This window comes from Nonomuraea sp. NPDC049378, assembly GCF_055586745.1.
Map to the genome: position 1 here is coordinate 447324 of NZ_JBVJHP010000003.1, position 22021 is coordinate 469344.

General features: G+C 67.6%; 36 protein-coding genes. 1 reads left to right on the forward strand and 35 read right to left on the reverse strand.

Annotation, left to right across the window (positions count from 1 at the left end; genetic code table 11):
- The first annotated feature begins 77 nt into the window (after positions 1–77).
- The gene (locus ACZ6SA_RS09765) at positions 78–2270 is read left to right on the forward strand and encodes a hypothetical protein (protein WP_347646489.1); all 2193 of its coding nucleotides are present in this window, start codon (positions 78–80) and stop codon (positions 2268–2270) included.
- Here the strand turns inward: ACZ6SA_RS09765 and truA are convergent.
- The 35 genes from truA to rpsJ form a co-directional block, all read right to left on the reverse strand.
- On the reverse strand, positions 2235–3119 hold the full coding sequence (gene truA, locus ACZ6SA_RS09770; protein WP_347646488.1) for a tRNA pseudouridine(38-40) synthase TruA: 885 nt from the start codon (positions 3117–3119) through the stop codon (positions 2235–2237). The genes ACZ6SA_RS09765 and truA overlap by 36 nt on opposite strands.
- A 76-nt stretch (positions 3120–3195) precedes the next feature.
- Entirely contained in the window at positions 3196–3735 is a 540-nt protein-coding gene (gene rplQ / locus ACZ6SA_RS09775; RefSeq protein ID WP_347646487.1) for a 50S ribosomal protein L17, read from the reverse strand.
- 180 nt (positions 3736–3915) lie between these two features.
- The gene (locus tag ACZ6SA_RS09780; protein ID WP_132337053.1) at positions 3916–4932 is read right to left on the reverse strand and encodes a DNA-directed RNA polymerase subunit alpha; all 1017 of its coding nucleotides are present in this window, start codon (positions 4930–4932) and stop codon (positions 3916–3918) included.
- Between the two features lie 133 nt (positions 4933–5065).
- Positions 5066–5692: a 30S ribosomal protein S4 gene (gene rpsD / locus ACZ6SA_RS09785; protein ID WP_132509686.1), complete on the reverse strand. Its 627-nt coding sequence runs from the start codon at positions 5690–5692 to the stop codon at positions 5066–5068.
- 21 nt (positions 5693–5713) lie between these two features.
- Positions 5714–6118: a 30S ribosomal protein S11 gene (rpsK, locus tag ACZ6SA_RS09790; RefSeq protein ID WP_132337049.1), complete on the reverse strand. Its 405-nt coding sequence runs from the start codon at positions 6116–6118 to the stop codon at positions 5714–5716.
- Between the two features lie 45 nt (positions 6119–6163).
- On the reverse strand, positions 6164–6544 hold the full coding sequence (gene rpsM / locus ACZ6SA_RS09795) for a 30S ribosomal protein S13 (protein ID WP_132617274.1): 381 nt from the start codon (positions 6542–6544) through the stop codon (positions 6164–6166).
- Between the two features lie 221 nt (positions 6545–6765).
- Positions 6766–6879: a 50S ribosomal protein L36 gene (gene rpmJ, locus ACZ6SA_RS09800; RefSeq protein WP_003956441.1), complete on the reverse strand. Its 114-nt coding sequence runs from the start codon at positions 6877–6879 to the stop codon at positions 6766–6768.
- A gap of 24 nt (positions 6880–6903) precedes the next feature.
- Positions 6904–7125: a translation initiation factor IF-1 gene (gene infA / locus ACZ6SA_RS09805; protein ID WP_030451477.1), complete on the reverse strand. Its 222-nt coding sequence runs from the start codon at positions 7123–7125 to the stop codon at positions 6904–6906.
- 338 nt (positions 7126–7463) lie between these two features.
- Entirely contained in the window at positions 7464–7649 is a 186-nt protein-coding gene (locus ACZ6SA_RS09810) for a DUF4236 domain-containing protein (RefSeq protein ID WP_465827428.1), read from the reverse strand.
- An 85-nt stretch (positions 7650–7734) separates the two neighbouring features.
- On the reverse strand, positions 7735–8136 hold the full coding sequence (locus ACZ6SA_RS09815; RefSeq protein ID WP_465827429.1) for a VOC family protein: 402 nt from the start codon (positions 8134–8136) through the stop codon (positions 7735–7737).
- 90 nt (positions 8137–8226) lie between these two features.
- Positions 8227–8652, reverse strand: a complete 426-nt coding sequence (locus ACZ6SA_RS09820) for a DUF1707 SHOCT-like domain-containing protein (RefSeq protein WP_347646484.1) — start codon at positions 8650–8652, stop codon at positions 8227–8229.
- Between the two features lie 14 nt (positions 8653–8666).
- A complete protein-coding gene (gene map, locus ACZ6SA_RS09825; protein ID WP_347646483.1) occupies positions 8667–9476 on the reverse strand; it encodes a type I methionyl aminopeptidase in 810 nt (269 codons plus the stop codon).
- Positions 9477–9588: 112 nt separating this feature from the next.
- A complete protein-coding gene (locus ACZ6SA_RS09830) occupies positions 9589–10239 on the reverse strand; it encodes an adenylate kinase (protein WP_347772953.1) in 651 nt (216 codons plus the stop codon).
- Entirely contained in the window at positions 10239–11543 is a 1305-nt protein-coding gene (gene secY / locus ACZ6SA_RS09835) for a preprotein translocase subunit SecY (protein ID WP_347646480.1), read from the reverse strand. Before secY ends, ACZ6SA_RS09830 begins: the two co-directional genes overlap by 1 nt.
- Before the next feature lie 169 nt (positions 11544–11712).
- The gene (rplO, locus tag ACZ6SA_RS09840; protein WP_132509680.1) at positions 11713–12180 is read right to left on the reverse strand and encodes a 50S ribosomal protein L15; all 468 of its coding nucleotides are present in this window, start codon (positions 12178–12180) and stop codon (positions 11713–11715) included.
- Between the two features lies 1 nt (position 12181).
- Complete coding sequence (rpmD, locus tag ACZ6SA_RS09845) at positions 12182–12364, reverse strand: 50S ribosomal protein L30 (RefSeq protein WP_080043226.1); 183 nt, start codon at positions 12362–12364, stop codon at positions 12182–12184.
- A 2-nt stretch (positions 12365–12366) separates the two neighbouring features.
- Entirely contained in the window at positions 12367–12996 is a 630-nt protein-coding gene (gene rpsE, locus ACZ6SA_RS09850; protein WP_132632155.1) for a 30S ribosomal protein S5, read from the reverse strand.
- Between the two features lie 49 nt (positions 12997–13045).
- On the reverse strand, positions 13046–13429 hold the full coding sequence (rplR, locus tag ACZ6SA_RS09855) for a 50S ribosomal protein L18 (protein ID WP_132599495.1): 384 nt from the start codon (positions 13427–13429) through the stop codon (positions 13046–13048).
- A gap of 2 nt (positions 13430–13431) precedes the next feature.
- A complete protein-coding gene (gene rplF, locus ACZ6SA_RS09860; protein ID WP_347646478.1) occupies positions 13432–13974 on the reverse strand; it encodes a 50S ribosomal protein L6 in 543 nt (180 codons plus the stop codon).
- 16 nt (positions 13975–13990) lie between these two features.
- Positions 13991–14389, reverse strand: coding sequence for a 30S ribosomal protein S8 (rpsH, locus tag ACZ6SA_RS09865; protein ID WP_132509675.1), 399 nt, complete (start codon positions 14387–14389; stop codon positions 13991–13993).
- A gap of 207 nt (positions 14390–14596) precedes the next feature.
- The gene (locus ACZ6SA_RS09870; protein ID WP_132337023.1) at positions 14597–14782 is read right to left on the reverse strand and encodes a type Z 30S ribosomal protein S14; all 186 of its coding nucleotides are present in this window, start codon (positions 14780–14782) and stop codon (positions 14597–14599) included.
- Between the two features lie 2 nt (positions 14783–14784).
- Complete coding sequence (rplE, locus tag ACZ6SA_RS09875; RefSeq protein WP_132509674.1) at positions 14785–15360, reverse strand: 50S ribosomal protein L5; 576 nt, start codon at positions 15358–15360, stop codon at positions 14785–14787.
- A complete protein-coding gene (rplX, locus tag ACZ6SA_RS09880; RefSeq protein ID WP_443153142.1) occupies positions 15360–15674 on the reverse strand; it encodes a 50S ribosomal protein L24 in 315 nt (104 codons plus the stop codon). The genes rplE and rplX overlap by 1 nt, the downstream gene beginning before the upstream one ends.
- Positions 15674–16045 (reverse strand): 50S ribosomal protein L14, encoded by a 372-nt coding sequence (gene rplN / locus ACZ6SA_RS09885; protein WP_347646477.1) that lies wholly within the window; start codon positions 16043–16045, stop codon positions 15674–15676. The genes rplX and rplN overlap by 1 nt, the downstream gene beginning before the upstream one ends.
- A 323-nt stretch (positions 16046–16368) precedes the next feature.
- Positions 16369–16662 (reverse strand): 30S ribosomal protein S17, encoded by a 294-nt coding sequence (rpsQ, locus tag ACZ6SA_RS09890; RefSeq protein WP_132599491.1) that lies wholly within the window; start codon positions 16660–16662, stop codon positions 16369–16371.
- Positions 16655–16891: a 50S ribosomal protein L29 gene (rpmC, locus tag ACZ6SA_RS09895; RefSeq protein ID WP_132337013.1), complete on the reverse strand. Its 237-nt coding sequence runs from the start codon at positions 16889–16891 to the stop codon at positions 16655–16657. The genes rpsQ and rpmC overlap by 8 nt, the downstream gene beginning before the upstream one ends.
- The gene (rplP, locus tag ACZ6SA_RS09900; protein ID WP_347616789.1) at positions 16891–17310 is read right to left on the reverse strand and encodes a 50S ribosomal protein L16; all 420 of its coding nucleotides are present in this window, start codon (positions 17308–17310) and stop codon (positions 16891–16893) included. The genes rpmC and rplP overlap by 1 nt, the downstream gene beginning before the upstream one ends.
- A 2-nt stretch (positions 17311–17312) precedes the next feature.
- Complete coding sequence (gene rpsC, locus ACZ6SA_RS09905) at positions 17313–18170, reverse strand: 30S ribosomal protein S3 (protein WP_132599487.1); 858 nt, start codon at positions 18168–18170, stop codon at positions 17313–17315.
- The gene (gene rplV / locus ACZ6SA_RS09910; protein ID WP_132599484.1) at positions 18170–18523 is read right to left on the reverse strand and encodes a 50S ribosomal protein L22; all 354 of its coding nucleotides are present in this window, start codon (positions 18521–18523) and stop codon (positions 18170–18172) included. Before rplV ends, rpsC begins: the two co-directional genes overlap by 1 nt.
- A 24-nt stretch (positions 18524–18547) precedes the next feature.
- Positions 18548–18826: a 30S ribosomal protein S19 gene (rpsS, locus tag ACZ6SA_RS09915; protein WP_090930455.1), complete on the reverse strand. Its 279-nt coding sequence runs from the start codon at positions 18824–18826 to the stop codon at positions 18548–18550.
- A gap of 11 nt (positions 18827–18837) precedes the next feature.
- A complete protein-coding gene (gene rplB / locus ACZ6SA_RS09920; RefSeq protein WP_132509668.1) occupies positions 18838–19674 on the reverse strand; it encodes a 50S ribosomal protein L2 in 837 nt (278 codons plus the stop codon).
- Between the two features lie 131 nt (positions 19675–19805).
- A complete protein-coding gene (gene rplW, locus ACZ6SA_RS09925) occupies positions 19806–20108 on the reverse strand; it encodes a 50S ribosomal protein L23 (protein ID WP_080043238.1) in 303 nt (100 codons plus the stop codon).
- Positions 20108–20752: a 50S ribosomal protein L4 gene (rplD, locus tag ACZ6SA_RS09930; protein ID WP_347646476.1), complete on the reverse strand. Its 645-nt coding sequence runs from the start codon at positions 20750–20752 to the stop codon at positions 20108–20110. Before rplD ends, rplW begins: the two co-directional genes overlap by 1 nt.
- Positions 20749–21402 (reverse strand): 50S ribosomal protein L3, encoded by a 654-nt coding sequence (gene rplC, locus ACZ6SA_RS09935; protein WP_347646475.1) that lies wholly within the window; start codon positions 21400–21402, stop codon positions 20749–20751. Before rplC ends, rplD begins: the two co-directional genes overlap by 4 nt.
- 14 nt (positions 21403–21416) lie before the next feature.
- Complete coding sequence (rpsJ, locus tag ACZ6SA_RS09940) at positions 21417–21725, reverse strand: 30S ribosomal protein S10 (protein WP_012887830.1); 309 nt, start codon at positions 21723–21725, stop codon at positions 21417–21419.
- Positions 21726–22021 lie beyond the last annotated feature (296 nt).

Here is a 22021-nt window from a genome sequence, read left to right on the forward strand (position 1 = left end):
CCCAAACGGGATGCCGGATCCTTTCGGGAACGCTCATACCGACGTAACGATCTCGTCTCTCTCGCTAGGCTCGCCCTATGCGTGGCCAGGAACCCGGGTCTGAGCACGATCGCAGGGAAGCCGACAACTCGGCCGCACCAGCGACGCCACCGCCGAGCTTCGGCCAGACCGACGGGCGAGACGTTCCACCGGCGTTCACCCCATCCGGCACCCCATCCGGCACCCCATCCGACACCACTACCGGCATCCCTTACGGCGGCGCCCCCTACGGCACCCCATCGACCGGAGCCGCTTCCGGCGAAGCGGCGGCGACCAGGGCGCGCCCCGCCATTCCCGTCTTCCAGGGCCCGCCACCCGACCTGCCGGCGCCTGACGACCGGCCGGGTGCCCAACCGTGGGAGGTGTCGGGCGACGACACCGCGCCCTACGACTGGTTCGCCGACCACACCGGCGTCGACCCCGCCGACCAGGAATGGGGCGACCATCCGCACGCCCACCAGGCGTTCCCCGGCCGCCCTTCGGCCGCGCGTGAGCTCCTCAGCGGCCCGCGGACCGCTCGCGAGCAGGCCGATCCCGCGCGCCCCGGTCACACCACGGCCCGCCGGTCCCCGGCCGAGCGCATGCAGTCCGCACACGAACAGGACGCACAGGGACGAGGTCCGCAGGCGCAGGACCCACCGGCGTGGGACGCTCCGGAGGAGACCGGCCGCTGGCCCGCCAAGCCGGTGGTGCCCAGCGCGCCGCCGTGGGAGCCGCCACCCGCGTTCACCGCCGCCGCGGCCGGCATGCCCGTGTGGCCCGCGCCCGCCGGCGACCCCCACGCCATGCCGCCGTGGCCGGCCGCCACCGGCGAGCTCGTGGCCGACCCCGACCCCGACGAGCCCGGCCCCCTGCCCGCCTCCTTCGACCCGAACGCCACCGACCCGGAGGGCTTCACCCGCCCGGCCGACGCGGGCCACCCGGAAACCGATCAGGCCGAAGTCCCCCGGCCCGGCGCCGACCGGCCAGAAGCACCCCGAGCCACCACCCCCGGCCCCGTCGAAGCGGGCGACCCGGGAACCACCCCGTCCGGCACGGCCCAGCCCGCAGGGGACGCGGACGTCGCAGAGCCGCCGGGCACCGCGAAGCCCCGGACCGGCGACGCGTCCGGCGAGCCTCCCCTTTCGGCACCGGTCGCCGCCGAACGCGACGACACCCGGCCCATCGCCCACAACGACGTCGCCCGCCCGGTCGGGCAGGAAGTCACGAAGTCCAAGAAGCCGGCCCACTACTTCGACCCGAAAGCCGCCAGGCGTGACGCCGCACGTCAGGAGAGGGCGTCCGAGCCCGGCGACCCGTCGGCGCGCGCGCCCGAACCGGGCGACGTACCCGTCTGGCCGCCCCTCCCCCCAGAAGAGGAGAAACTTCCCGATCTCCCCTTCCCCCGGGACACCTGGGGCCAGAGACAACCGGTCTCGCTCGACGCGCCCACACCACCGGTGGGCAGCCCCGCCTTCCCGGCTGGAGCGTTCAAACAACCCCCGTTCCAGGCCCCGCCCCCGCCTCCCGCGCCGCCGGGCAGGAGCAGGCGCGCCCTGCTCGTCACACTCGGCGCGCTGGCCCTGGCGGGTGTGGCCACCGGCGGGTTCTTCGCCTGGCAGGCCGTGAGCGACCCCGCGCCGACGACCGCCGCCGCCCGGCCGAGCGCGTCCGTCCAGCCGAGTTCTGAGCCGGCCGCCTCCCCACCCGCCGAGGGCGCGTCCGCGCTCGACTCCGAGCGGACCGACCCGCAGAAGTTGTCGTTGTCGGAGGCGTTCCCCGACAAGAAGGTGAGCGCGGCCGGCGCGACATTCACGCGGGTCAAGGCCGGCATCGAGACGGCCTGCGACAAGGCGGCCATGGGTGCTTTCGCCGACGCGCTCAAGGAGCAGAAGTGCAGCCGCGTGCTCAGGGCCACGTACGTCGACAGGAAACGGCGCTACGCGGTGACCACGGGCATCGCCGTACTTCCTGACAAGACCGCGGCCGAGGCCGTCGACCAGGCGAAGAACCTGTCGCGCAACGTCTGGTTCCGCCCGCTTCCCGGCGGTGAGGGCTCGGGCGGCGAGCGGGTGCACGTCGCGGGCGGCTACGCGGCGGGCCTGGTGTGGGGCCGCTACCTCGTCTTCAGCTACGCCACCCACGCCGACGGCCACACCCCGTCGGCCGGCGAGAGGACGCTGCCCAAGGTGAGCGGGGCGTTCCGCGACGAGACGTCACTCGTCCTCGAGCGCCGCGTCAACGGCGGCTGAGCCCGCCGGCGTGCGCACGCGCCGGGTGGCCGCGGCCCGCGCGGCGAGCTCCGCGTCCGGGGGGTAGCCCACCTCCTCCAGGCAGAGCCCGTGCGCGGGCGCCACGTGCACGCCCGAGTCGCGTACGGCCCTGCCGAGCACCTCACCGGGCCACTCCACCGGCCGCCGCCCGTCACCGGCGGCCAGCAGGGAGCCGACCAGCGCCCGCACCATCGAGTGGCAGAACGCGTCGGCCACGACGGTCGCCACAAGGGTGCCGTCCTGCTCGCGGACCCAGTCGAGGCGCTGCAGTTCCCTGATCGTCGTGGCCCCTTCGCGCTTCTTGCAGAACGCGGCGAAGTCGTGCTCGCCGATCAGCCGCGCGGCGGCCGCGTCGAGCGCGCCGTCGTCCAGCGGCCGGTTGTGCCAGACGACCTCGCGGCGGCGCAGCGGATCGACGCCGCCCACCGCGTCGCTCACCCGGTACGCGTACCGCCGGAAGAGAGCCGAGAACCGGGCGTCGAAGCCCTCAGAGGCCACCGAGACCCGATGAACGCGTACGTCCGGGGGCAGAACCCCGCCCAGCCGCCTGACGAGCGCAGCGAGCCGCTCATCGATGCCCAGCGGTCCCCTGTTGCCGTCCAGCTCGGCCATGGAGCCCTCCGGCACGTCCACGTGGGACACCTGGCCGCGCGCGTGCACCCCGGCGTCGGTACGGCCGGCCACGGTCAGCTGGGCGGGCTCGCCGAGGCGCAGGATCCGGCCGAGCGCCTGCTCGATCTCGCCCTGGACGGTGCGCCGCCCCGGCTGCCGTGCCCACCCGGAGAATTCGGTCCCGTCGTACGCGAGGTCGAGGCGGAGCCGTACCACGATGATTCTCCTTCGTACGAGAACGGGCCCGGACCCCCGCAGAGGGGTCCGGGCCCGTTTCAGCCGATCTGAACGATCAGGCCTCGTCCTTCTTCGCCTCGGCCTCGGCGGCCGGGGTCTCCTCGGCGGCGGCCTCGGGGGCCTCAGCCTTGGCCTCCTCGGCCTTGGCCTCCTCCGCCGGAGTCTCCTCGGCCTTCGTCTCCTCGGCGGCGGGCGCCGGGGCGGGAGCCTCGGTGCGGCGGGTGGTGACGCCGCTCATCGGCTCGGTCACCAGCTCGATGACCGCCATCGGCGCGTTGTCGCCCTTGCGCGCGCCGACCTTGGTGATGCGGGTGTAGCCGCCGGGCCGCTCGGCGAACGTCGTCGCGATCTCGGTGAAGAGGTGATGCACGACGCCCTTGTCCCTGACGACGGTCAGGACCTGGCGACGGTTGTGGATGTCGCCCTTCTTCGCCTTGGTGATCAGGCGCTCCGCCACCGGACGCAGGCGCTTGGCCTTGGTGACCGTGGTGCGGATCTTGCCGTGGCGGAACAGATCGGTGGCGAGGTTCGCCAGGATCAGCCGCTCGTGCGCCGGGCTGCCGCCAAGACGTGCACCCTTGGTGGGCTTGGGCATGTCATCTCTCCTTGTGGATTAACCCGCCCCGGCCGTATCAGGTACCGGAGTCGGGCCGGCGCCGCGGTCGCGCGGCGCCGTTACGTTCACCCGCCCGCCCGCGCCTCGCGAGGGCGGTGGCCGGTCCGCGAACCGGCCGCCGTCCACGCGGAGAACGCGCTGACGAACCGCGGGACGTTGTCAGTACTGCTCGGTCTCGACGTACGCGCTGTCGTCGTCGTCGTAGCCACCGCCGGCCACCGCGCTCGGGTCGAACCCGGGCGGGGAGTCCTTGAGCGCCAGCGACATCTCGTGCAGCTTCTGCTTGACCTCTTCGATCGACTTGGCGCCGAAGTTCCTTATGTCGAGCAGGTCCTGCTCGCTGCGCGCGACGAGCTCGCCCACGGTGTGGATGCCCTCGCGCTTGAGGCAGTTGTAGGAACGGACCGTGAGGTTGAGCTCCTCGATGGGCAGCGCCAGGTCGGCGGCCAGAGCGGCGTCGGTCGGCGACGGGCCGATGTCGATGCCCTCGGCCTCGACGTTGAGCTCGCGGGCCAGGCCGAAGAGCTCGACGAGGGTCTTGCCGGCGGAGGCCACCGCGTCGCGGGGCTTCATCGCGGGCTTGGTCTCGACGTCGAGGATGAGGCGGTCGAAGTCGGTACGCTGCTCGACTCGGGTGGCCTCGACCTTGTAGGTGACCTTGAGCACCGGGGAGTAGATCGAGTCGATCGGAATGCGACCGATCTCCTGGCCCGGCTGCTTGTTCTGGGCGGCGGAGACGTAGCCGCGACCGCGCTCGACGGTCAGCTCCATCTCCAGCTTCGCCTTGCCGTTGAGCGTGGCGATGCGCAGCTCGGGGTTGTGCACCTCGACACCGGCGGGCGGCGCGATGTCGGCGGCGGTGACCTCACCCGGGCCCTGCTTGCGCAGGTACATCACGACCGGCTCGTCGTGCTCGGAGGAGACGACCAGTTCCTTGAGGTTGAGGATGATGTCGGTGACGTCTTCCTTGACCCCGGGAACGGTCGAGAACTCGTGCAGCACGCCCTCGATGCGAATGCTCGTCACGGCCGCGCCCGGAATGGACGACAGCAGCGTGCGGCGCACGGAGTTGCCGATGGTGTAGCCGAAACCCGGCTCCAGCGGCTCGATGACGAATCGGGACCGGGTGTCGTCGATCGACTCTTCGAGAAGAGTCGGGCGCTGAGCGATCAGCATGTGTGGGTTCTCCCCTTTTTCGTGTGACGCCCGCTATATGACGCCACTCCGATGAACAGCCTAGCCCGGGTACGCGCCGCCGCGAGCAGCTCGCGACGGCAGCGAAACGTATCCGGGCCGGGCAGGCGAGTGACTACTTCGAGTAGTACTCGACGATCAGCTGCTCCTGGACCTGGGTGTCGATCTGCTGGCGAACCGGCAGCTGGTGAACCAGGACGCGGAGCTTGTCGGGCACGACGCCGAGCCACGCGGGAATCGTGCGCTCGCCGGCGGTGGCGCGGGCCACCTCGTAGGGCAGCAGGTTGCGCTTGGTCTCGCGGACCTCGATGATGTCGTGCTCGCGAACGCGGTAGGACGGGATGTCGACCTTCTTGCCGTTCACCATGATGTGGCCGTGGCGCACCTGCTGGCGTGCGGCGTCACGCGACTGGGCGAAGCCGGCGCGGTAGACGACGTTGTCGAGGCGGCTCTCCAGGATCTGGAGCAGCACCTCACCCGACTTGCCGCTCTTGCGGGCGGCTTCCTCGTAGTAGTTGTGGAACTGCTTCTCGAGGACGCCGTAGATGCGGCGGGTCTTCTGCTTCTCGCGAAGCTGAAGCTGGTACTCGGTGTCCTTCGGACGGCCTCGGCCGTGCTCACCCGGCGGGTAAGGACGGATCTCGATGGGGCACTTGGCGGACTCGCACTTGCTGCCCTTGAGGAAGAGCTTGGTCTTCTCGCGACGGCAGAGCTTGCAGTCCGCGCCCGTGTAACGAGCCATTTCTCTATATCTCCTGGGATGTCAGACGCGGCGGCGCTTCGGCGGACGGCAACCGTTGTGCGGGACCGGCGTCACGTCCTGGATCGAGCCCACCTCGAGGCCGGTGGCCTGCAGCGAGCGGATCGCGGTCTCGCGGCCGGAGCCGGGACCCTTGACGAAGACGTCGACCTTGCGCATGCCGTGCTCCATGGCGCGGCGAGCGGCGTTTTCCGCGGCCATCTGCGCGGCGAACGGGGTGGACTTCCGGGAGCCCTTGAAACCCACGTGGCCGGCGCTGGCCCAGGAGATCACGTTGCCCAGCGGGTCGGTGATCGAGACGATCGTGTTGTTGAACGTGCTCTTGATGTGGGCGTGCCCGTGAGCGACGTTCTTCTTTTCCTTGCGGCGCACCTTCTTCGGCGCACCCTGGCGGCTCTTAGGAGGCATTGTTTGCCATAACTCCTGAGGTCTTCGGTCCCGCGGCTGCGAGGACTACTTCTTACCGGGCTTCTTCTTGCCGGCGACGGTCTTCTTCTTGCCCTTACGGGTGCGCGCGTTGGTCTGCGTGCGCTGACCGTGGACCGGCAGGCCCTTGCGGTGCCGGATGCCCTGGTAGCAACCGATTTCGATCTTGCGCCGGATGTCGGCCTGGACCTCGCGGCGCAGGTCACCCTCGATCTTGTAGTTCGCCTCGATGTAGTCACGCATCGGGACGAGCTCGGTGTCGGAGAGCTGGTGGACGCGGAGGTCGCCGCTGACCCCGGTCGCCTGGAGAATCTCCTGGGCGCGGGTGCGGCCGATTCCGTAAATGTAGGTGAGAGCGATCTCCAGCCGCTTGTCGCGGGGGAGGTCGACGCCAACCAGGCGAGCCATGGCGGGCATTCTCCTTCTTCTGTGGCGGAGGTCTTGCGCCTCACTGCCCCTCCCCAATGCCCGGGGTGAGGGCCCCGGCCTCCGACCGGGGGTCTCCCGAGTGGTTCGAACCTTTCGCGAAAGGCCCGCCTGCCCGGGTGTGACACGCGATTACTGACTCAGGCTTCTCATGCGTCGAGCCCGCTCCCTGACGGGGCGGACTCGGAGAAGCCTTGCGGCGACTAGCCCTGGCGCTGCTTGTGGCGCAGGTTGTCGCAGATCACCATGACGCGACCGTGCCGGCGGATCACCTTGCACTTGTCGCAGATCTTTTTGACGCTCGGCTTTACCTTCATTGTCCTTTGTGTTCCTCAGACGTCTTACTTGTATCGGTAGACGATCCGCCCACGAGTCAGGTCGTAGGGGCTCAGTTCAACAACAACCCGGTCGTCCGGAAGGATCCGGATGTAGTGCATCCGCATCCGTCCGCTGATGTGGGCCAGGACCTTATGGCCGTTGTCGAGCTGCACCCGGAACATGGCGTTCGGGAGCGACTCGACCACAGTGCCCTCGATCTCGATGGCGCCGTCTTTCTTGGCCAAAATTCCTCGCGTTTCACTGATCGATCGTCTGAGGCTCCGGTTCACTAAGCAGCCGCGACCTCACGCTTCGAAGAGAGCGGCGATCGGCAAAGACCGCCGACGCATGTAGGTCATAGTGAGCCGACTAAGGAGTGTACGACACCTGAGCCTAGAACGCGAAATGCGTGCCAGGTGTCCTGACACAACCACGTGTCAGTGTACCCCACGTTTGCCGCGCCCCAGCCCGCCAGACCGGAGCCGCACGCCCAGCACGCGAACGGTTTGGAGCAGGCCCACCCGAACGGGTAGGGGAAGGGCCGGAGACTCGGCGCCTCCGGCCCGTCAACATCCCCCACCCGTCAGCGAGTGCTACGGGTCTTGCGCCAGTGGAAGCCGCCGGGCAGGTTGACCGAGACCGTACAGCGTCCGTCGGCCGTGCGGGTCACCCGGAACAGCCGGTTGCCCCAGCTGTGCCCCACCCCGCGGCGGGACAGGTTCAGCCGGAACGGCCCGAACTTGATCGACTTTCGATAGCTCCATCCCATGTCGCTTGCCTCCAAAGTGCGGGAGGCCTTCCAGCTACCCAATAGAAAGCGACATATCGGGTTTGGTAACAGTCTGTTTGCTCTTTCAGAGGTAGAGGCAGAAGGGATGCCCGTCCGGATCCAGCATCACGCGCACGTCCCCCTGCGGTTGGTACGCCGCCTCGACCGCCCCGCAGGCCAGCGCCCACTCCACGGCCGCGGACAGGTCGTCGACCTTGATGTCGAGGTGCTGCGAGGCGTTCTGGGCGCCAGGCTCGCTCGGCCACACCGGGCGGACGTAGGAGCGCTCGTACTCGAAACCCACCCCCGGGCCGCTCCCGCCCGCCGGCGGCTGGAGCAGCAGCCAGGCCGCATGCTCGGGCTCGTCGGGGCCGGGCCCCTCCTCCTCGACCACCTCGTAGCCGAGCAGCCGGGCGTAGAAGCGGGCGAGCTCGCGCGGCTGCGACGTGCCCACGGTCACGGAGGTCAACTGAAGGCGAGGCGGCATATCAGGCTTTCCTTACGGTTGAGGCGACCCGCCGCATCGTACTTTCCGGCGCCCCCGGTCCGCCACGCCCGATCTCGCCGACGCTGCGCCCTATTCCGTCTTGGGTTTGGAGGCGCCGAAGATGGTGCTCATGAGCAGGACCACTCCCCACGGGCCCATGACCCACAGCGGCCACGGATAGACCAGATCGCTCGAGGTGATGCTCACGATCAGCCAGATCACCCAGTTGATGCCGCTGGCCACGGCCCACGTCTGCCAGGCCGCCACCAGGCCGGCGTGCGCGCCCTTCTTGACGGACTTGGATTCGACCTTGGCCGGGAGGTTACGCAGGTCGACGTCGGGCAGGTCGGAGGTCAGCCGCGCGAGCTCGCCGTACGTCTTGGTCTGGTAGAGCTGCTCGAGCCGCTCGTTGAACTCGTCCATCGTGAGGCGGCCCTGCGCCGTGTGCTCGCGCAGGACGGCGGCCACCCGGTCGCGGTCGGCGTCGGACGCTCGCATCTCGGGGCTCTTCGCCATCCCACCACTCCCGGTCAGAATCCCAGCTGGGTAAGGCGCTCCTTGCCCCCATCCAGGGCGGTAAGCACCCAAGGACCATTATGTGTCACCGCGACGCTGTGTTCGAAGTGTGCGGACTGCTTGCCGTCGACGGTCACCACGGTCCAGTCGTCGGCCAGGACGCGGGTGCGGTCGGTCCCAAGGTTGACCATGGGCTCGATGGCCAGGCACATGCCCTCTTCGAGCGCCGGGCCCCGGCCGGGCTTGCCGTGGTTGGCGATCCACGGGTCCATGTGCATCTCGGTGCCGATGCCGTGGCCGCCGTACTCCTGAGGGATGCCGTAGCGGCCCTGCGACCTGACGTACCGCTCGACCTCGTAGCCGATGTCCGACAGGTGGCGGCCGACGGTCAGCGCGCCGATGCCGCGCCACATGGCCTCCTCCGTGACGCGCATCAGCTCCGTCAGCTTGGGGTCGACCTCGCCGATCGGCACCGTCACTGCCGAGTCGCCGTGCCAGCCCTCGAGGATCGCGCCGCAGTCGATCGAGATGACGTCACCCTCGCGTAGCTTGCGGGCGTTCGTCGGGATGCCGTGGACCACTTCCTCGTTGACCGACGCGCAGATCGTCGCGGGGAAACCCTGGTATCCCTTGAACGACGGGATCGCGCCCTCGTCCCTGATCGCCTTCTCGGCGATCACGTCGAGGTCCAGGGGTGTCATGCCGGGCTCGACAGAGCGTCTGAGCAGGTCGAGCGTGCGACCCACCACCAGGCCCGCCGCCCGCATCTTCTCGAGCTGCTCGGCCGACTTGATCTGGATTCCGTGGCGGTTGCGCTTGAACATGTACTGCCCCCCTGGGTCTCAACGGGCCACCTGGGAGCCCAATTCCCCCACAATAGCCGCGAGGTGGCACGGAATCCCGTGCCACCTCGCCCAAATCGGTTGATAGTGGAACTCAGCCCATATAGGGCCTGATCGCGTCCATGGCCCGCTGCGTGACCTCTTCGACCGGGCCCGTGGCGTCCACACCGACCAGGATGCCCTCGTCCGCGTAGTAGGAGACCAGCGGCGCCGTCTGCTCCTGGTAGACCTCCAGGCGGTGCCTGACGGTCTCCTCTTTGTCATCGTCACGCTGGAACAACGCGCCCCCGCACGCGTCGCACTTGTCGTCTTTCTTGTCGTCGAACTCGACATGCCAGATGCGACCGCACTGGCTGCAGGTGCGCCGGCCGGCCAGCCGCCTGACCACCTCGTCGTCGTCCACGACGAGCTCCAGAACCAGGTCGAGCGCCTGGCCCCAGTCCTTGAGCATGTCGCGCAGGATCTCGGCCTGCGCGACGTTCCTCGGAAACCCGTCGAGCAAGAAGCCGTCCTGCGCGTCGTCCTCGGACAGCCGGTCACGCACCATCGCGATGGTGACCTCGTCGGGCACCAGGTCCCCGCGGTCCATGTACGTCTTGGCCAGCTTGCCGAGGTCCGTGCCCCCCGAGACGTTGGCACGGAAGATGTCACCTGTCGAGATCTTCGGGATGGACAGGTTGGATGCGATGTACTGGGCCTGTGTCCCCTTACCCGCTCCGGGGGGCCCGACCAGGACGAGACGCACTACCTCAGGAAACCTTCGTAGTTACGCTGCTGCAGCTGGCTCTCGATCTGCTTCACCGTGTCAAGGCCGACGCCTACCATGATCAGAATGCTCGTCCCTCCGAACGGGAAGTTCTGGCTCGCACCGGCGATCGCCAGCGCGACGATCGGGACCATGGAGATCAGACCCAGATAGAGCGCGCCGGGCGCGGTCAGACGGGTGAGCACGAAGTTCAGGTATTCAGCCGTCGGACGGCCGGGGCGGATGCCCGGAATGAAACCACCGTACTTCTTCATGTTGTCGGCGACTTCAGTGGGGTTGAACGTGATGGACACGTAGAAGTAGGTGAAGAAAACGATCAACAGGAAGAACGTGGCCATGTAGATCGGCGTGTCGCCCGTCGCGAGGTTCTGCGAGATCCACTGGATGACCACGTTGTCGCTGGTCTGGAACAGCGACGTGAGCAGCTGCGGCAGATAGAGCAGCGAGGACGCGAAGATGACCGGGATGATGCCGGCCTGGTTGACCTTGAGCGGGATGTAGGTGGACGTGCCGCCGTACATCCTGCGGCCGACCATCCGCTTGGCGTACTGGACCGGGATGCGCCGCTGCCCCTGCTCGACGAAGACCACCGCGGCGATCATGAAGACGCCGACCACCATGACGACCGCGAAGGTGAACTTGTTGGCCTGGAAGATGTTGGCGAGCTCGGAGGGGAAGACCGCCACGATCTGGGTGAAGATCAGGATGGACATGCCGTTGCCGACGCCGCGGTCGGTGATGAGCTCACCGAGCCACATGATCACGGACGTGCCGGCGGTCATGATCACGACCATCGTGACGATGCCGAAGATGTTGTCCGGGTCGAGCAGGACGTCCTGCTGACAGTTGGGGAACAACTGGCCGGTGCGCGCCAGCGCGATGAAGGCGGTCGACTGCAGGACGGCGAGCCCGATGGTCAGATAACGCGTGTACTGCGTGATCTTCGTCTGACCGGCCTGGCCTTCCTTCTTCAGCGCCTCGAGGCGCGGGATCACCACGACGAGCAGCTGCAGAATGATGCTCGCGGTGATATAAGGCATGATGCCCAGCGCGAACACCGACAACTTCAGGAGCGCGCCGCCGCTGAACAGCTGCACCATCCCGTAGATGTTGCCGGTTTCTCCACTGCGCGCCTGGTCGAAACAGGCGGCGAGGTTCTCGACGTGGACTCCCGGAGTCGGAAGAACCGAGCCGAGACGGAACAGCGCGATGATGCCCAGGGTGAAGAGCAACTTCTTGCGCAGGTCCGGTGTCCGGAACGCCCGGGTAAACGCGGTCAGCACGGTCCCTCCTGCGCGCCTTTACGGCGGTGTGAGTATGCGATGGTGCGGGGATCTGCCATCTGAAAGTCTCAGGTCAAACGAGCCGGACAGAATCCTGCCGTCTGGCGAACTCTAACGCACTACGGGCGTGGGGGCCCATTGTCAAAGCCCCCACGCCACGTAATAGCTCTTACAGCTCGGTAACGGAACCACCGGCTGCGGCGATCTTCTCCTTCGCGGACGACGAGAAGGCGTGGGCCTGCACGTTGACCGCGACCGAGATCTCGCCGGTGCCGAGCACCTTCACCAGCTGGTTCTTGCGAACGGCGCCCTTGGCGACCAGCGCCTCGACGGTGACCTCGCCACCCTCGGGGAACAACTCGCCGAGCCGGTCCAGGTTGACGACCTGGTAGGTCGTCTTGAACAGCGCGTTGGAGAAGCCCTTGAGCTTCGGCAGACGCCGCTGCAGCGGCACCTGGCCACCCTCGAAACCGAGGGGGACCGTCGTGCGGGCGTGGCTGCCCTTGGTGCCCCGACCGGCCGTCTTGCCCTTGGACGCCTCGCCGCGGCCCTTGCGGGTCTTGGCCTTGTTGGCACCAGGGGCAGGACGCAGGTCGTGGATCTTGAGCGGAGCAGCGTTGTTGGAGCTGTCAGTCACGTCAATCGACCTCTTCCACCTCGACGAGGTGCGTCACCACGGAGACCATCCCGCGAATCTCGGGGCGGTCCTCCTTGACGACGACGTCGCCGATTCGCTTCAGGCCAAGCGAACGCAGCGAGTCACGCTGGTTCTGCTTGCCACCGATCTTCGAGCGAACCTGAGTGATCTTCAGGCGTGCCACGACTAGCTCACCGCCTTGGCGGCCGCGGCCTCGGCAAGGCCCTCACGCTGCGCCTTGAGCATGCGGGCCGGGGCCACGTCCTCGATCGGCAGGCCACGGCGGGCGGCGATCTCCTCGGGCCGCGAGAGGCCCTTCAGAGCCGCCACGGTGGCGTGCACGATGTTGATCGGGTTGTCCGAGCCGAGCGACTTGGACAGCACGTCGTGGATGCCGGCGCACTCCAGGACCGCACGCACCGGGCCACCGGCGATGACGCCGGTACCGGCCGAGGCCGGACGGAGGAAGACGACGCCCGCCGCCTCCTCGCCCTGCACGGTGTGCGGGATGGTGCCCTGGATCCGAGGCACCTTGAAGAAGTGCTTCTTCGCCTCTTCGACACCCTTGGCGATGGCCGCGGGCACTTCCTTGGCCTTGCCGTAGCCGACGCCGACCATGCCGTTGCCGTCGCCGACGACGACGAGGGCGGTGAAGCTGAAGCGACGACCACCCTTCACGACCTTGGCCACTCGGTTGATCTTCACTACGCGCTCGATGTACGAGACGCCCTTGTCGGCGGCGCCACCGCGGCGATCGTCACGACGGTCCCGCCGCTCGCCACCGGTGCCGCCACCGCGACGCGGAGCTGCAGCCATCAGTGGTTCCTCATCTCAGTTGCCATTAGTTGCGATCCCCGGGCCCTCATCAGAACTCGAGCCCGCTCTCGCGCGCGCTGTCGGCCAGCGCCGCGATCCGACCCGCATACCGGTTGCCACCGCGGTCGAAGACGACCTTGGTGATCCCGGCGTCCTTGGCCCGCTGAGCGAGGAGCTCGCCGACCTTCTTGGCCTTCTCGGTCTTGTCCGCCTCCAGCGAGCGCAGCGAGGCGTCCATGGTGGACGCGCTCACCAGCGTGTGGCCGACGGTGTCGTCCACGATCTGGACGAACATGTGACGGGTCGAGCGGTTGACGACCAGGCGCGGACGCTCGCTCGTGCCGACGACGTATTTGCGGACGCGGCGGTGACGGCGGGCCCGCGAGACCGTGCGGGCAGCCGTGTGCTTGCTGAACGCAGTCTTCGGAGCCATGCCTACTTACCAGCCTTTCCGACCTTGCGGCGGATCTGTTCGCCCTGGTAACGCACGCCCTTGCCCTTGTACGGGTCAGGCTTGCGCAACTTGCGGATGTTGGCCGCGACCTCGCCCACCTTCTGCTTGTCGATGCCGTCCACGTGGAACAGGGTCGGCTTCTCGACGCGGAAGGAGACGCCATCGGGGGCGTCGACGATGACCGGGTGACTGAAGCCCAGGGAGAACTCCAGTTGCGTCGGGCCCTTGGCCTGGACGCGGTAACCGACCCCGACGATCTCAAGGCTCTTGGAGTAGCCCTGGGTGACGCCCTGCACCATGTTGGCGATGAGCGTCCTGGACAGGCCGTGCAGCGCACGGACCTTGTTCTCGTCACTGGGCCGGGAGACGGCGATGCTGCCGTCCTCGTCACGAGCGACCGCGATGGGCTCGGCGACCGTGTGAGTGAGCGTGCCCTTCGGGCCCTTGACCTGGACATCCTGGCCGTCGATCGTGATGTCTACGCCACTCGGCACAGGGATGGGCAGCCGTCCGATTCGCGACATGCTGTGTTCCTCCCCTCTACCAGACGTAGGCGAGGACTTCCCCGCCCACACCACGCTTGCCGGCCTGCTTGTCGGTCATGAGCCCGGCGGACGTCGAAATGATCGCGACGCCCAGCCCGCCCAGGACCCGAGGCAGGTTGTCCTTCTTCGCATAAACCCGCAGACCGGGCTTGGAAACCCGGCGCAGGCCCGCGAGCGACCGCTCACGGGTAGGCCCGAACTTGAGCTCCACCACGAGGTTCTTGCCAACCTTGGCGTCTTCGACGGTCCAAGCCTGGATGTAACCCTCCTGCTGGAGGATCTCGGCGATGTGCGCCTTGATCTTCGAGTACGGCATCGCCACGCTCTCGTGGTACGCCGAATTCGCGTTGCGCAGACGTGTGAGCATGTCTGCGATCGGGTCGGTCATCGTCATGGCCAGTGGCCTTCCTCGCCGCGGTTTCCAGTCGGCCAAGCAGCACCCGTGACCGGGGCTCTCTGCCGGTGGACCTTCGGCGTGGTCATGGACGTTCCCGTGAGGGAACATCCTGGTCTTCTTCGGAAATATGGGAAGCGGGTGGTCACCCGCGGGCGGCACGAAGGCCGCCCACAGGTTATCCGACGGAAAAACCGCTCGTCGGGACTACCAGCTCGACTTGGTGATGCCGGGCAGCTCGCCCCGGTGCGCCATCTCGCGGAAGCACACGCGGCACAGCCCGAACTTGCGGTAGACGGCGCGCGGCCGGCCACAGCGCGAGCAACGAGTGTACGCCCGGACCTGGAACTTCGGCTTGCGCCCTGCCTTGGCGATCAGCGACTTCTTCGCCATGATCAGGCCTCCTTGAAGGGGAACCCGAGGAGCTTCAGCAGCGCCCGGCCCTGGTCGTCGTTCTTCGCGGTGGTCACGATCGTGATGTCCATGCCCCGCGGCCGGTCGACCTTGTCCTGGTCGACCTCGTGGAACATGACCTGCTCGGTCAGACCGAACGTGTAGTTGCCGTTGCCGTCGAACTGCTTCGGCGACAGGCCGCGGAAGTCCCTGATGCGCGGGAGCGCGAGGGACAGCAGCCGGTCGAGGAACTCCCACATGCGGTCGCCGCGCAGCGTGACGTGCGCGCCGATCGGCATGCCCTCGCGCAGCTTGAACTGCGCGATCGACTTGCGCGCCCGGACGACGGCCGGCTTCTGGCCGGTGATCACGGTGAGGTCGCGGACGGCGCCTTCGATGAGCTTGGAGTCACGAGCCGCCTCGCCGACACCCATGTTGACCTTGATCTTGGTCAGGCCCGGGATCTGCATGACGTTCTCGATGCCGAACTGCTCGCGAAGCTGGGCCGCGATCTCCTCGCGGTACTTCGTCTTCAGCCGTGGCGTCGGGCGCTCTGTCTCAGTGGTCGTGGCAGTCATCAGCTGTCCTCACCCGTCTCGTCGGCCTTGGCCTCGGACTTCTCCTCGGCGGGCTTCTTGTCGGCGGGCTTGTCGTCCTTGAGCTTCTTCACGTTGCTCACGTGGATGGAAGCCTCCATGGTCTGCACGCCGCCGGTCTTGGCGCCGCGCGGGCCCTGGTGCGTCTCCTTGGTGTGCTTCTTGATCATGTTGACGCCCTCGACCACCACGCGGTCCTCGCGCGGGAAGGTGGCGATGACATGACCCTTGGCACCCTTGTCCTTGCCGGCGATGACCTGGACCAGGTCACCCTTCTTCACATGCAGCTTCGGCATTACAGCACCTCCGGGGCGAGCGAGATGATGCGCATGAACTTCTTGTCGCGCAGCTCGCGGCCGACCGGGCCGAAGATACGGGTGCCGCGAGGGTCGCCGCTCTCCCTGATGATGACGGCGGCGTTCTCGTCGAACCGGATGTAGGAGCCGTCGGGCCGGCGGCGCTCCTTGACCGTGCGGACGATGACGGCCCGGACCACGTCGCCCTTCTTGACGCCCGTGCTGCCGGGCAGCGCGTCCTTGACAGTGGCGACGATGACGTCGCCGATACCGGCGTAGCGTCGGCCCGAGCCACCGAGAACACGGATGCAGAGGATCTCCTTGGCACCCGTGTTGTCGGCGACCTTGAGCCGCGACTCCTGCTGGATCACTTTCACTCCTGTTAGTCGCGCCGGTTCTCACGCGGGGGCGCTGCCCCCGCGACCCCCCAGATGGCGCTTCGCACGCTTCCATGGAAGTCGCGGGAGAAATCCCGTGACCACCGGATCGTGCTTCGCACGCCCATCACGAGGCCGCGGAAGCGAGCTTTCCGCGCGAGCCTGGCGGAACCTGCTGTTGTCTTGTTCCCCCGGCCACAACCCTCCGTGGAGGGCCGCACCGCAGGCGACGCGAGGCCTGGCGGCCCCGCGTCCTTGGACGCCGTCATGGGGGCTACGAGAGCCCCCACGAGGCGCGGTATATCCGAGAAGGAGTGTTACTTCGCCTTCTCGAGGATCTCCACGACCCTCCACCGCTTGGTGGCGGAGAGGGGGCGGGTCTCCATGAGCAGCACGCGGTCGCCCACGCCACAGGCGTTGGCCTCGTCGTGTGCCTTGTACTTCGTCGTACGGCGGATGACCTTGCCGTACAGGCGGTGCTTGACGCGGTCCTCGACGGCGACGACGACGGTCTTGTCCATCTTGTCGCTGACGACGAGGCCTTCACGGACCTTGCGGAAGTTCCGCGCGTCCTTCGTCTCCGTGGTCTCAGTGGTCTCGGTCTCAGCCATCGCTCGTCTCCTTCTCGACCGTGACGATGCCGAGCTCGCGCTCGCGCATCACGGTGTAGATACGGGCGATCTCGCGGCGGACGGCACGCAGCCGCCCGTGGCTCTCCAACTGACCGGTAGCCGACTGGAAACGAAGGTTGAACAGCTCTTCCTTCGCCTCCTTCAGCTTCTGGACGAGGGTCTCCTCGTCCTCGAGCCGCAGCTCTCCGGCGGTCAGGCCCTTAGCCATCACGCCTCACCCACTTCACGCTTAACGATCTTGCACTTCATCGGCAGTTTGTGGATCGCACGCTGAAGCGCCTCGCGAGCGACCGACTCCGTCACGCCCGACAGCTCGAACATCACGCGTCCGGGCTTGACGTTGGCCACCCACCACTCCGGCGAGCCCTTACCGGAACCCATGCGGGTCTCGGCCGGCTTCTTCGTGAGCGGACGGTCGGGGTAGATGTTGATCCACACCTTGCCGCCACGACGGATGTGACGGGTCATGGCGATACGGGCGGACTCGATCTGGCGGTTGGTCACGTAGGAGTGCTCAATCGCCTGGATGCCGAACTCGCCGAACACGACCCTCGTGCCGCCCTTGGCGGCGCCGCTACGGTCGGGCCGGTGCTGCTTGCGGTGCTTGACCCTGCGCGGGATCAGCATGGTCAGCTCCCTTCAGCACCCGGCTGCGCAGCCGGGCCGGTCTCGGGAGTCCCCTGGGCGGGTGCCGCCTGGGACTCGGTGCGGGGGGCGCGGTCACGGTCGCCACGACCACCGCCACGGCGCGGACGGTCACCGCCACCACGGCGCGGACGGTCGCCGCCACCACGACGGTCGTCACGGTCACGACGCTGGCCGGCACGAGCGCCGGCGGCGGCCGCCTCGCGCTCGGCGCGGCTCGTCGGAGCCTCACCCTTGTAGATCCAGACCTTCACGCCGATGCGGCCGAAGGTCGTACGGGCCTCGTAGAAGCCGTAGTCGATGTCCGCGCGGAGGGTGTGCAGGGGCACGCGGCCCTCGCGGTAGAACTCCGACCGCGACATCTCGGCGCCGCCCAGACGACCGGAGCACTGGACACGGATGCCCTTGGCGCCGGACTTCATGGCCGACTGCATCGCCTTGCGCATGGCACGGCGGAACGAGACACGGCTCGACAGCTGCTCGGCGACGCCCTGCGCGACGAGCTGGGCGTCGATCTCCGGGTTCTTGACCTCGAGAATGTTGAGCTGGACCTGCTTCTTGGTCAGCTTCTCCAGGTCGCCGCGGATGCGGTCCGCCTCGGCTCCGCGCCGGCCGATCACGATGCCGGGCCGCGCGGTGTGGATGTCCACCTGCACGCGGTCGGTGGTGCGCTCGATCTCCACCTTGGAGATGCCGGCCCGCTCCATGCCCTTCTGCAGCATGCGGCGGATCGACACGTCCTCGGCGACGTACGACTTGTACAGCTTGTCGGCGTACCACCGGCTCTTGAAGTCGGTCGTGATGCCGAGGCGGAACCCGTGCGGGTTAACCTTCTGGCCCACTATCGGGTCCTTCCCTTCGGCTCGCGGGACTCCACGATCACGGTGATGTGGCTCGTCCGCTTGTTGATCCGATAGGCACGACCCTGTGCGCGCGGACGGAACCGCTTCAGCGTCGGGCCCTCGTCGACCCACGCGCGGCTCACGACGAGCGTGCTCGGGTCGAGATCGAAGTTGTGCTCAGCGTTGGCCATGGCGCTGCTGAGCACCTTGAAGATCGGCTCGCTCGCCGACTGGGGAGCGAACTGCAGCACGGCCTGCGCCTCCGAAGCGGGCAGCCCGCGAATAAGGTCCACCACGCGGCGGGCCTTGAGGGGCGTGACACGGACGAACCGCGCCTGAGCCCTGGCTTCCATCGCTTTCTCCTACTTCCGGGACGCTTACCGCCGACTGCGGCGGTCTTCCTTGACGTGGCTGCGGAACGTACGCGTGGGAGCGAACTCTCCGAGCTTGTGACCGATCATCGACTCGGTGATGAACACCGGGACGTGCTTGCGGCCGTCGTGTACGGCGATCGTGTGCCCGAGCATGTCGGGAACGATCATGGAGCGCCGCGACCACGTCTTGATGACGTTCTTGCTGCCCTTCTCGTTCTGGGCGTCCACCTTCTTCTGAAGGTGGTCGTCCACGAAGGGACCCTTCTTAAGGCTACGTGGCATTTCGGCTGCTCCTACCGCTTCTTCCTCTTGCTCCGCCGACGGATGATCAGCCGGTCGCTGGCCTTGTTGGCCTGGCGGGTGCGGCCCTCGGGCTTGCCCTTCGGGTTCACCGGGTGGCGACCACCGGAGGTCTTGCCCTCACCACCACCGTGCGGGTGGTCGACCGGGTTCATGGCGACACCGCGAACGGTGGGGCGCTTGCCCTTCCACCGCATACGGCCGGCCTTGCCCCAGTTGATGTTGGCCTGCTCGGCGTTGCCCACCTGACCCACCGAGGCCCGGCAGCGCACGTCGACCATGCGCATCTCACCGGACGGCATACGCAGCGTGGCGTACTGGCCCTCCTTGGCGAGCAGCTGGATCTGGGCGCCCGCGGAACGGCCCAGCTTGGCGCCACCGCCCGGGCGGAGCTCCACCGCGTGGATGAAGGTACCGGTCGGGATGTTGCGCAGCGGCAGGCAGTTGCCCGGCTTGATGTCGGCCGAGGGCCCGTTCTCGATACGGTCGCCCTGCTTGAGGCCGGTCGGCGCGATGATGTAGCGCTTCTCGCCGTCGGCGTAGTGGAGCAGAGCGATATTGGCGGTGCGGTTGGGGTCGTACTCGATGTGAGCGACCTTGGCCGGAATGCCGTCCTTGTCATGCCTACGGAAGTCGATGATCCGGTAGGCGCGCTTGTGACCGCCGCCCTGGTGGCGAGCGGTGACCCGGCCGTGTACGTTGCGGCCGCCCTTACTGTGAAGGGGCGCAAGCAACGACTTCTCGGGCGTGCTGCGGGTGATCTCGGAGAAGTCCGAGACACTCGACCCGCGGCGACCCGGCGTCGTCGGCTTGTACTTACGGATGCCCATCTTTTTCGTTCATCCTTCGTCGGAATCCAGAATCCAGAGGATTCTGGATCATTCAATCGTGCAAAGCCCCCAAAGACTTTGTCGCCCGAAGGCGACACGGGGGGAATGCGGGGGGCGAAGCCCCCCGCAGGTCAGCCGATCTGACCGAAGATGTCGATCCGATCGCCTTCGACCAGGCTCACGATCGCGCGCTTGGTGTCGGGACGCTTGCCGTAACCGGTGCGGGTGCGCTTGCGCTTGCCCTGCCGGTTGATGGTGTTCACGCTGGTGACCTTGACCCCGAAGATCTGCTCAACAGCGATCTTGACCTGAGTCTTGTTCGCGGTCTTCTTCACCAGGAACGTGTACTTGTTGTTCTCGTCGATCAGGCCGTAGCTCTTCTCAGAGACCACCGGCTTGATGATGATGTCGCGCGGGTCGGCGATCTTCTCCATCAGGCGTCTTCCTTCCCGCCACTCAGCCGCGCCACGACCTGGTCGTACGCCTCCTGGGTGAAGACGACGTCGTCGTGCACGAGCACGTCGTAGGTGTTGAGCTGCCCGGCGTCCAGCAGGTGGACCTCGGGAGCGTTGCGCAGGCTCAGCCAGGTCAGCTCGTCGTTCTCGTCGACCACGACGAGGACGCGGGGAGCCTGGGTGATCTTGCGCAGGGCGTCCAGGGCGGCCTTGGTCTTGGGCGTCTCGCCCGAGACCAGCGAGCTGACCACGTGGACGCGGCCACCGCCGGCCCGGTCGGACAGGGCGCCACGCAGCGCGGCGGCCTTCATCTTCTTGGGCGTGCGCTGCGAGTAGTCGCGCGGCACCGGCCCGTGGACGATGCCACCGCCGGCGAACTGCGGAGCGCGGGTCGAACCCTGGCGGGCCCGGCCGGTGCCCTTCTGGCGGTACGGCTTCTTGCCGCCGCCGGAGACCTCGCCACGGGTCTTGGCCTTGTGGGTGCCCTGCCGGCGAGCGGCGAGCTGGGCCACGACCACCTGGTGGATCAGCGGAACGTTGACCTTGGCGCCGAAGATGTCTTCGGGCAGGTCGACCGTGCCGGTCTTGGCACCGCTGGCGTCGAGGACGTCAATGCTTGTCACTTCGCAGCCCCCTTCTTGGCAGCGGTGCGGACGAGGACGAGGCTTCCGTTGGCGCCGGGAATCGCACCCTTGATCAGGATGAGACCCTTCTCGGCGTCCACGGAGTGAACCTTCAGGCTCTGCACAGTGGTGCGGACGTTGCCCATCCGGCCAGCCATGCGCAGACCCTTGAAAACGCGGCCCGGGGTGGCGCAGCCACCGATGGAACCCGGCGAACGGTGCTTGCGCTGCGTACCGTGCGACGCGCCCAGACCACCGAAGCCGTGCCGCTTCATGACACCCGCGAAGCCCTTGCCCTTGCTCTTGCCCGTCACGTCGACGAACTGGCCGGCCTCGAAGGTGTCGGCCTGCAGCTCCTGGCCGATGGTGTAGTCGTTCGCGTCGTCGGTGCGGATCTCCGCGAAGTAACGGCGCGGGGTGATGTCGTGCTTACGCAGGTAGTCGCCGAGCGGCTTGTTGACCTTCCGTGGGTCGACCTGCCCGAAGCCGAGCTGGACGGCGGAGTAGCCGTCCTTCTCTGGAGTGCGGACGCGGGTCACCACGCACGGACCGGCCTCGACCACGGTCACCGGCACCATCCGGTTGTCCGCGTCGAAGACCTGGGTCATGCCGAGCTTCTTGCCCAGGACGCCCTTGATCGTCTTAGCCATGTCAGTGCGTTCCCTCAGAGCTTGATCGAAATGTCGACACCCGCGGGGAGGTCGAGTCGCATGAGCGAGTCGACCGTCTTGGGGGTCGGGTCGATGATGTCAATCAGCCGCTTGTGCGTGCGCATCTCGAAGTGCTCGCGGCTGTCCTTGTACTTGTGCGGCGAGCGGATGACGCAGTACACGTTCTTCTCGGTCGGCAGCGGCACCGGGCCTGCGACCTTCGCGCCAGTCCGCGTCACCGTCTCGACGATCTTCTTGGCCGAGCTGTCGATGACCTCGTGGTCATAGGCCTTAAGCCGGATGCGGATCTTCTGTCCCGCCATAGTGGCCTCGGTGTCCTTCGCTGTCGTCTGGAAAAGTATCGTGCGGCCTTGTGCCGCTTCCTTCACTGCAGGTCAGGACCTGCGTGACCCCACGAGGCAGACGAGTCGTCCTGCCTTTTCTTCCGTGATCCGGCAGTGACTTCGGTCACTGGGCCGAAGCTACTGCTGGATCACGGCGCTTTTGCGCGGAGTCTGCGACGTGGCGGGGGGGGGGGGGGGGGGGGGGGGGGGGGGGGGGGGGGGGGGGGGGGGGGGGGGGGGGGGGGGGGGGGGGGGGAAGGAAGGAAGGAGAAAGG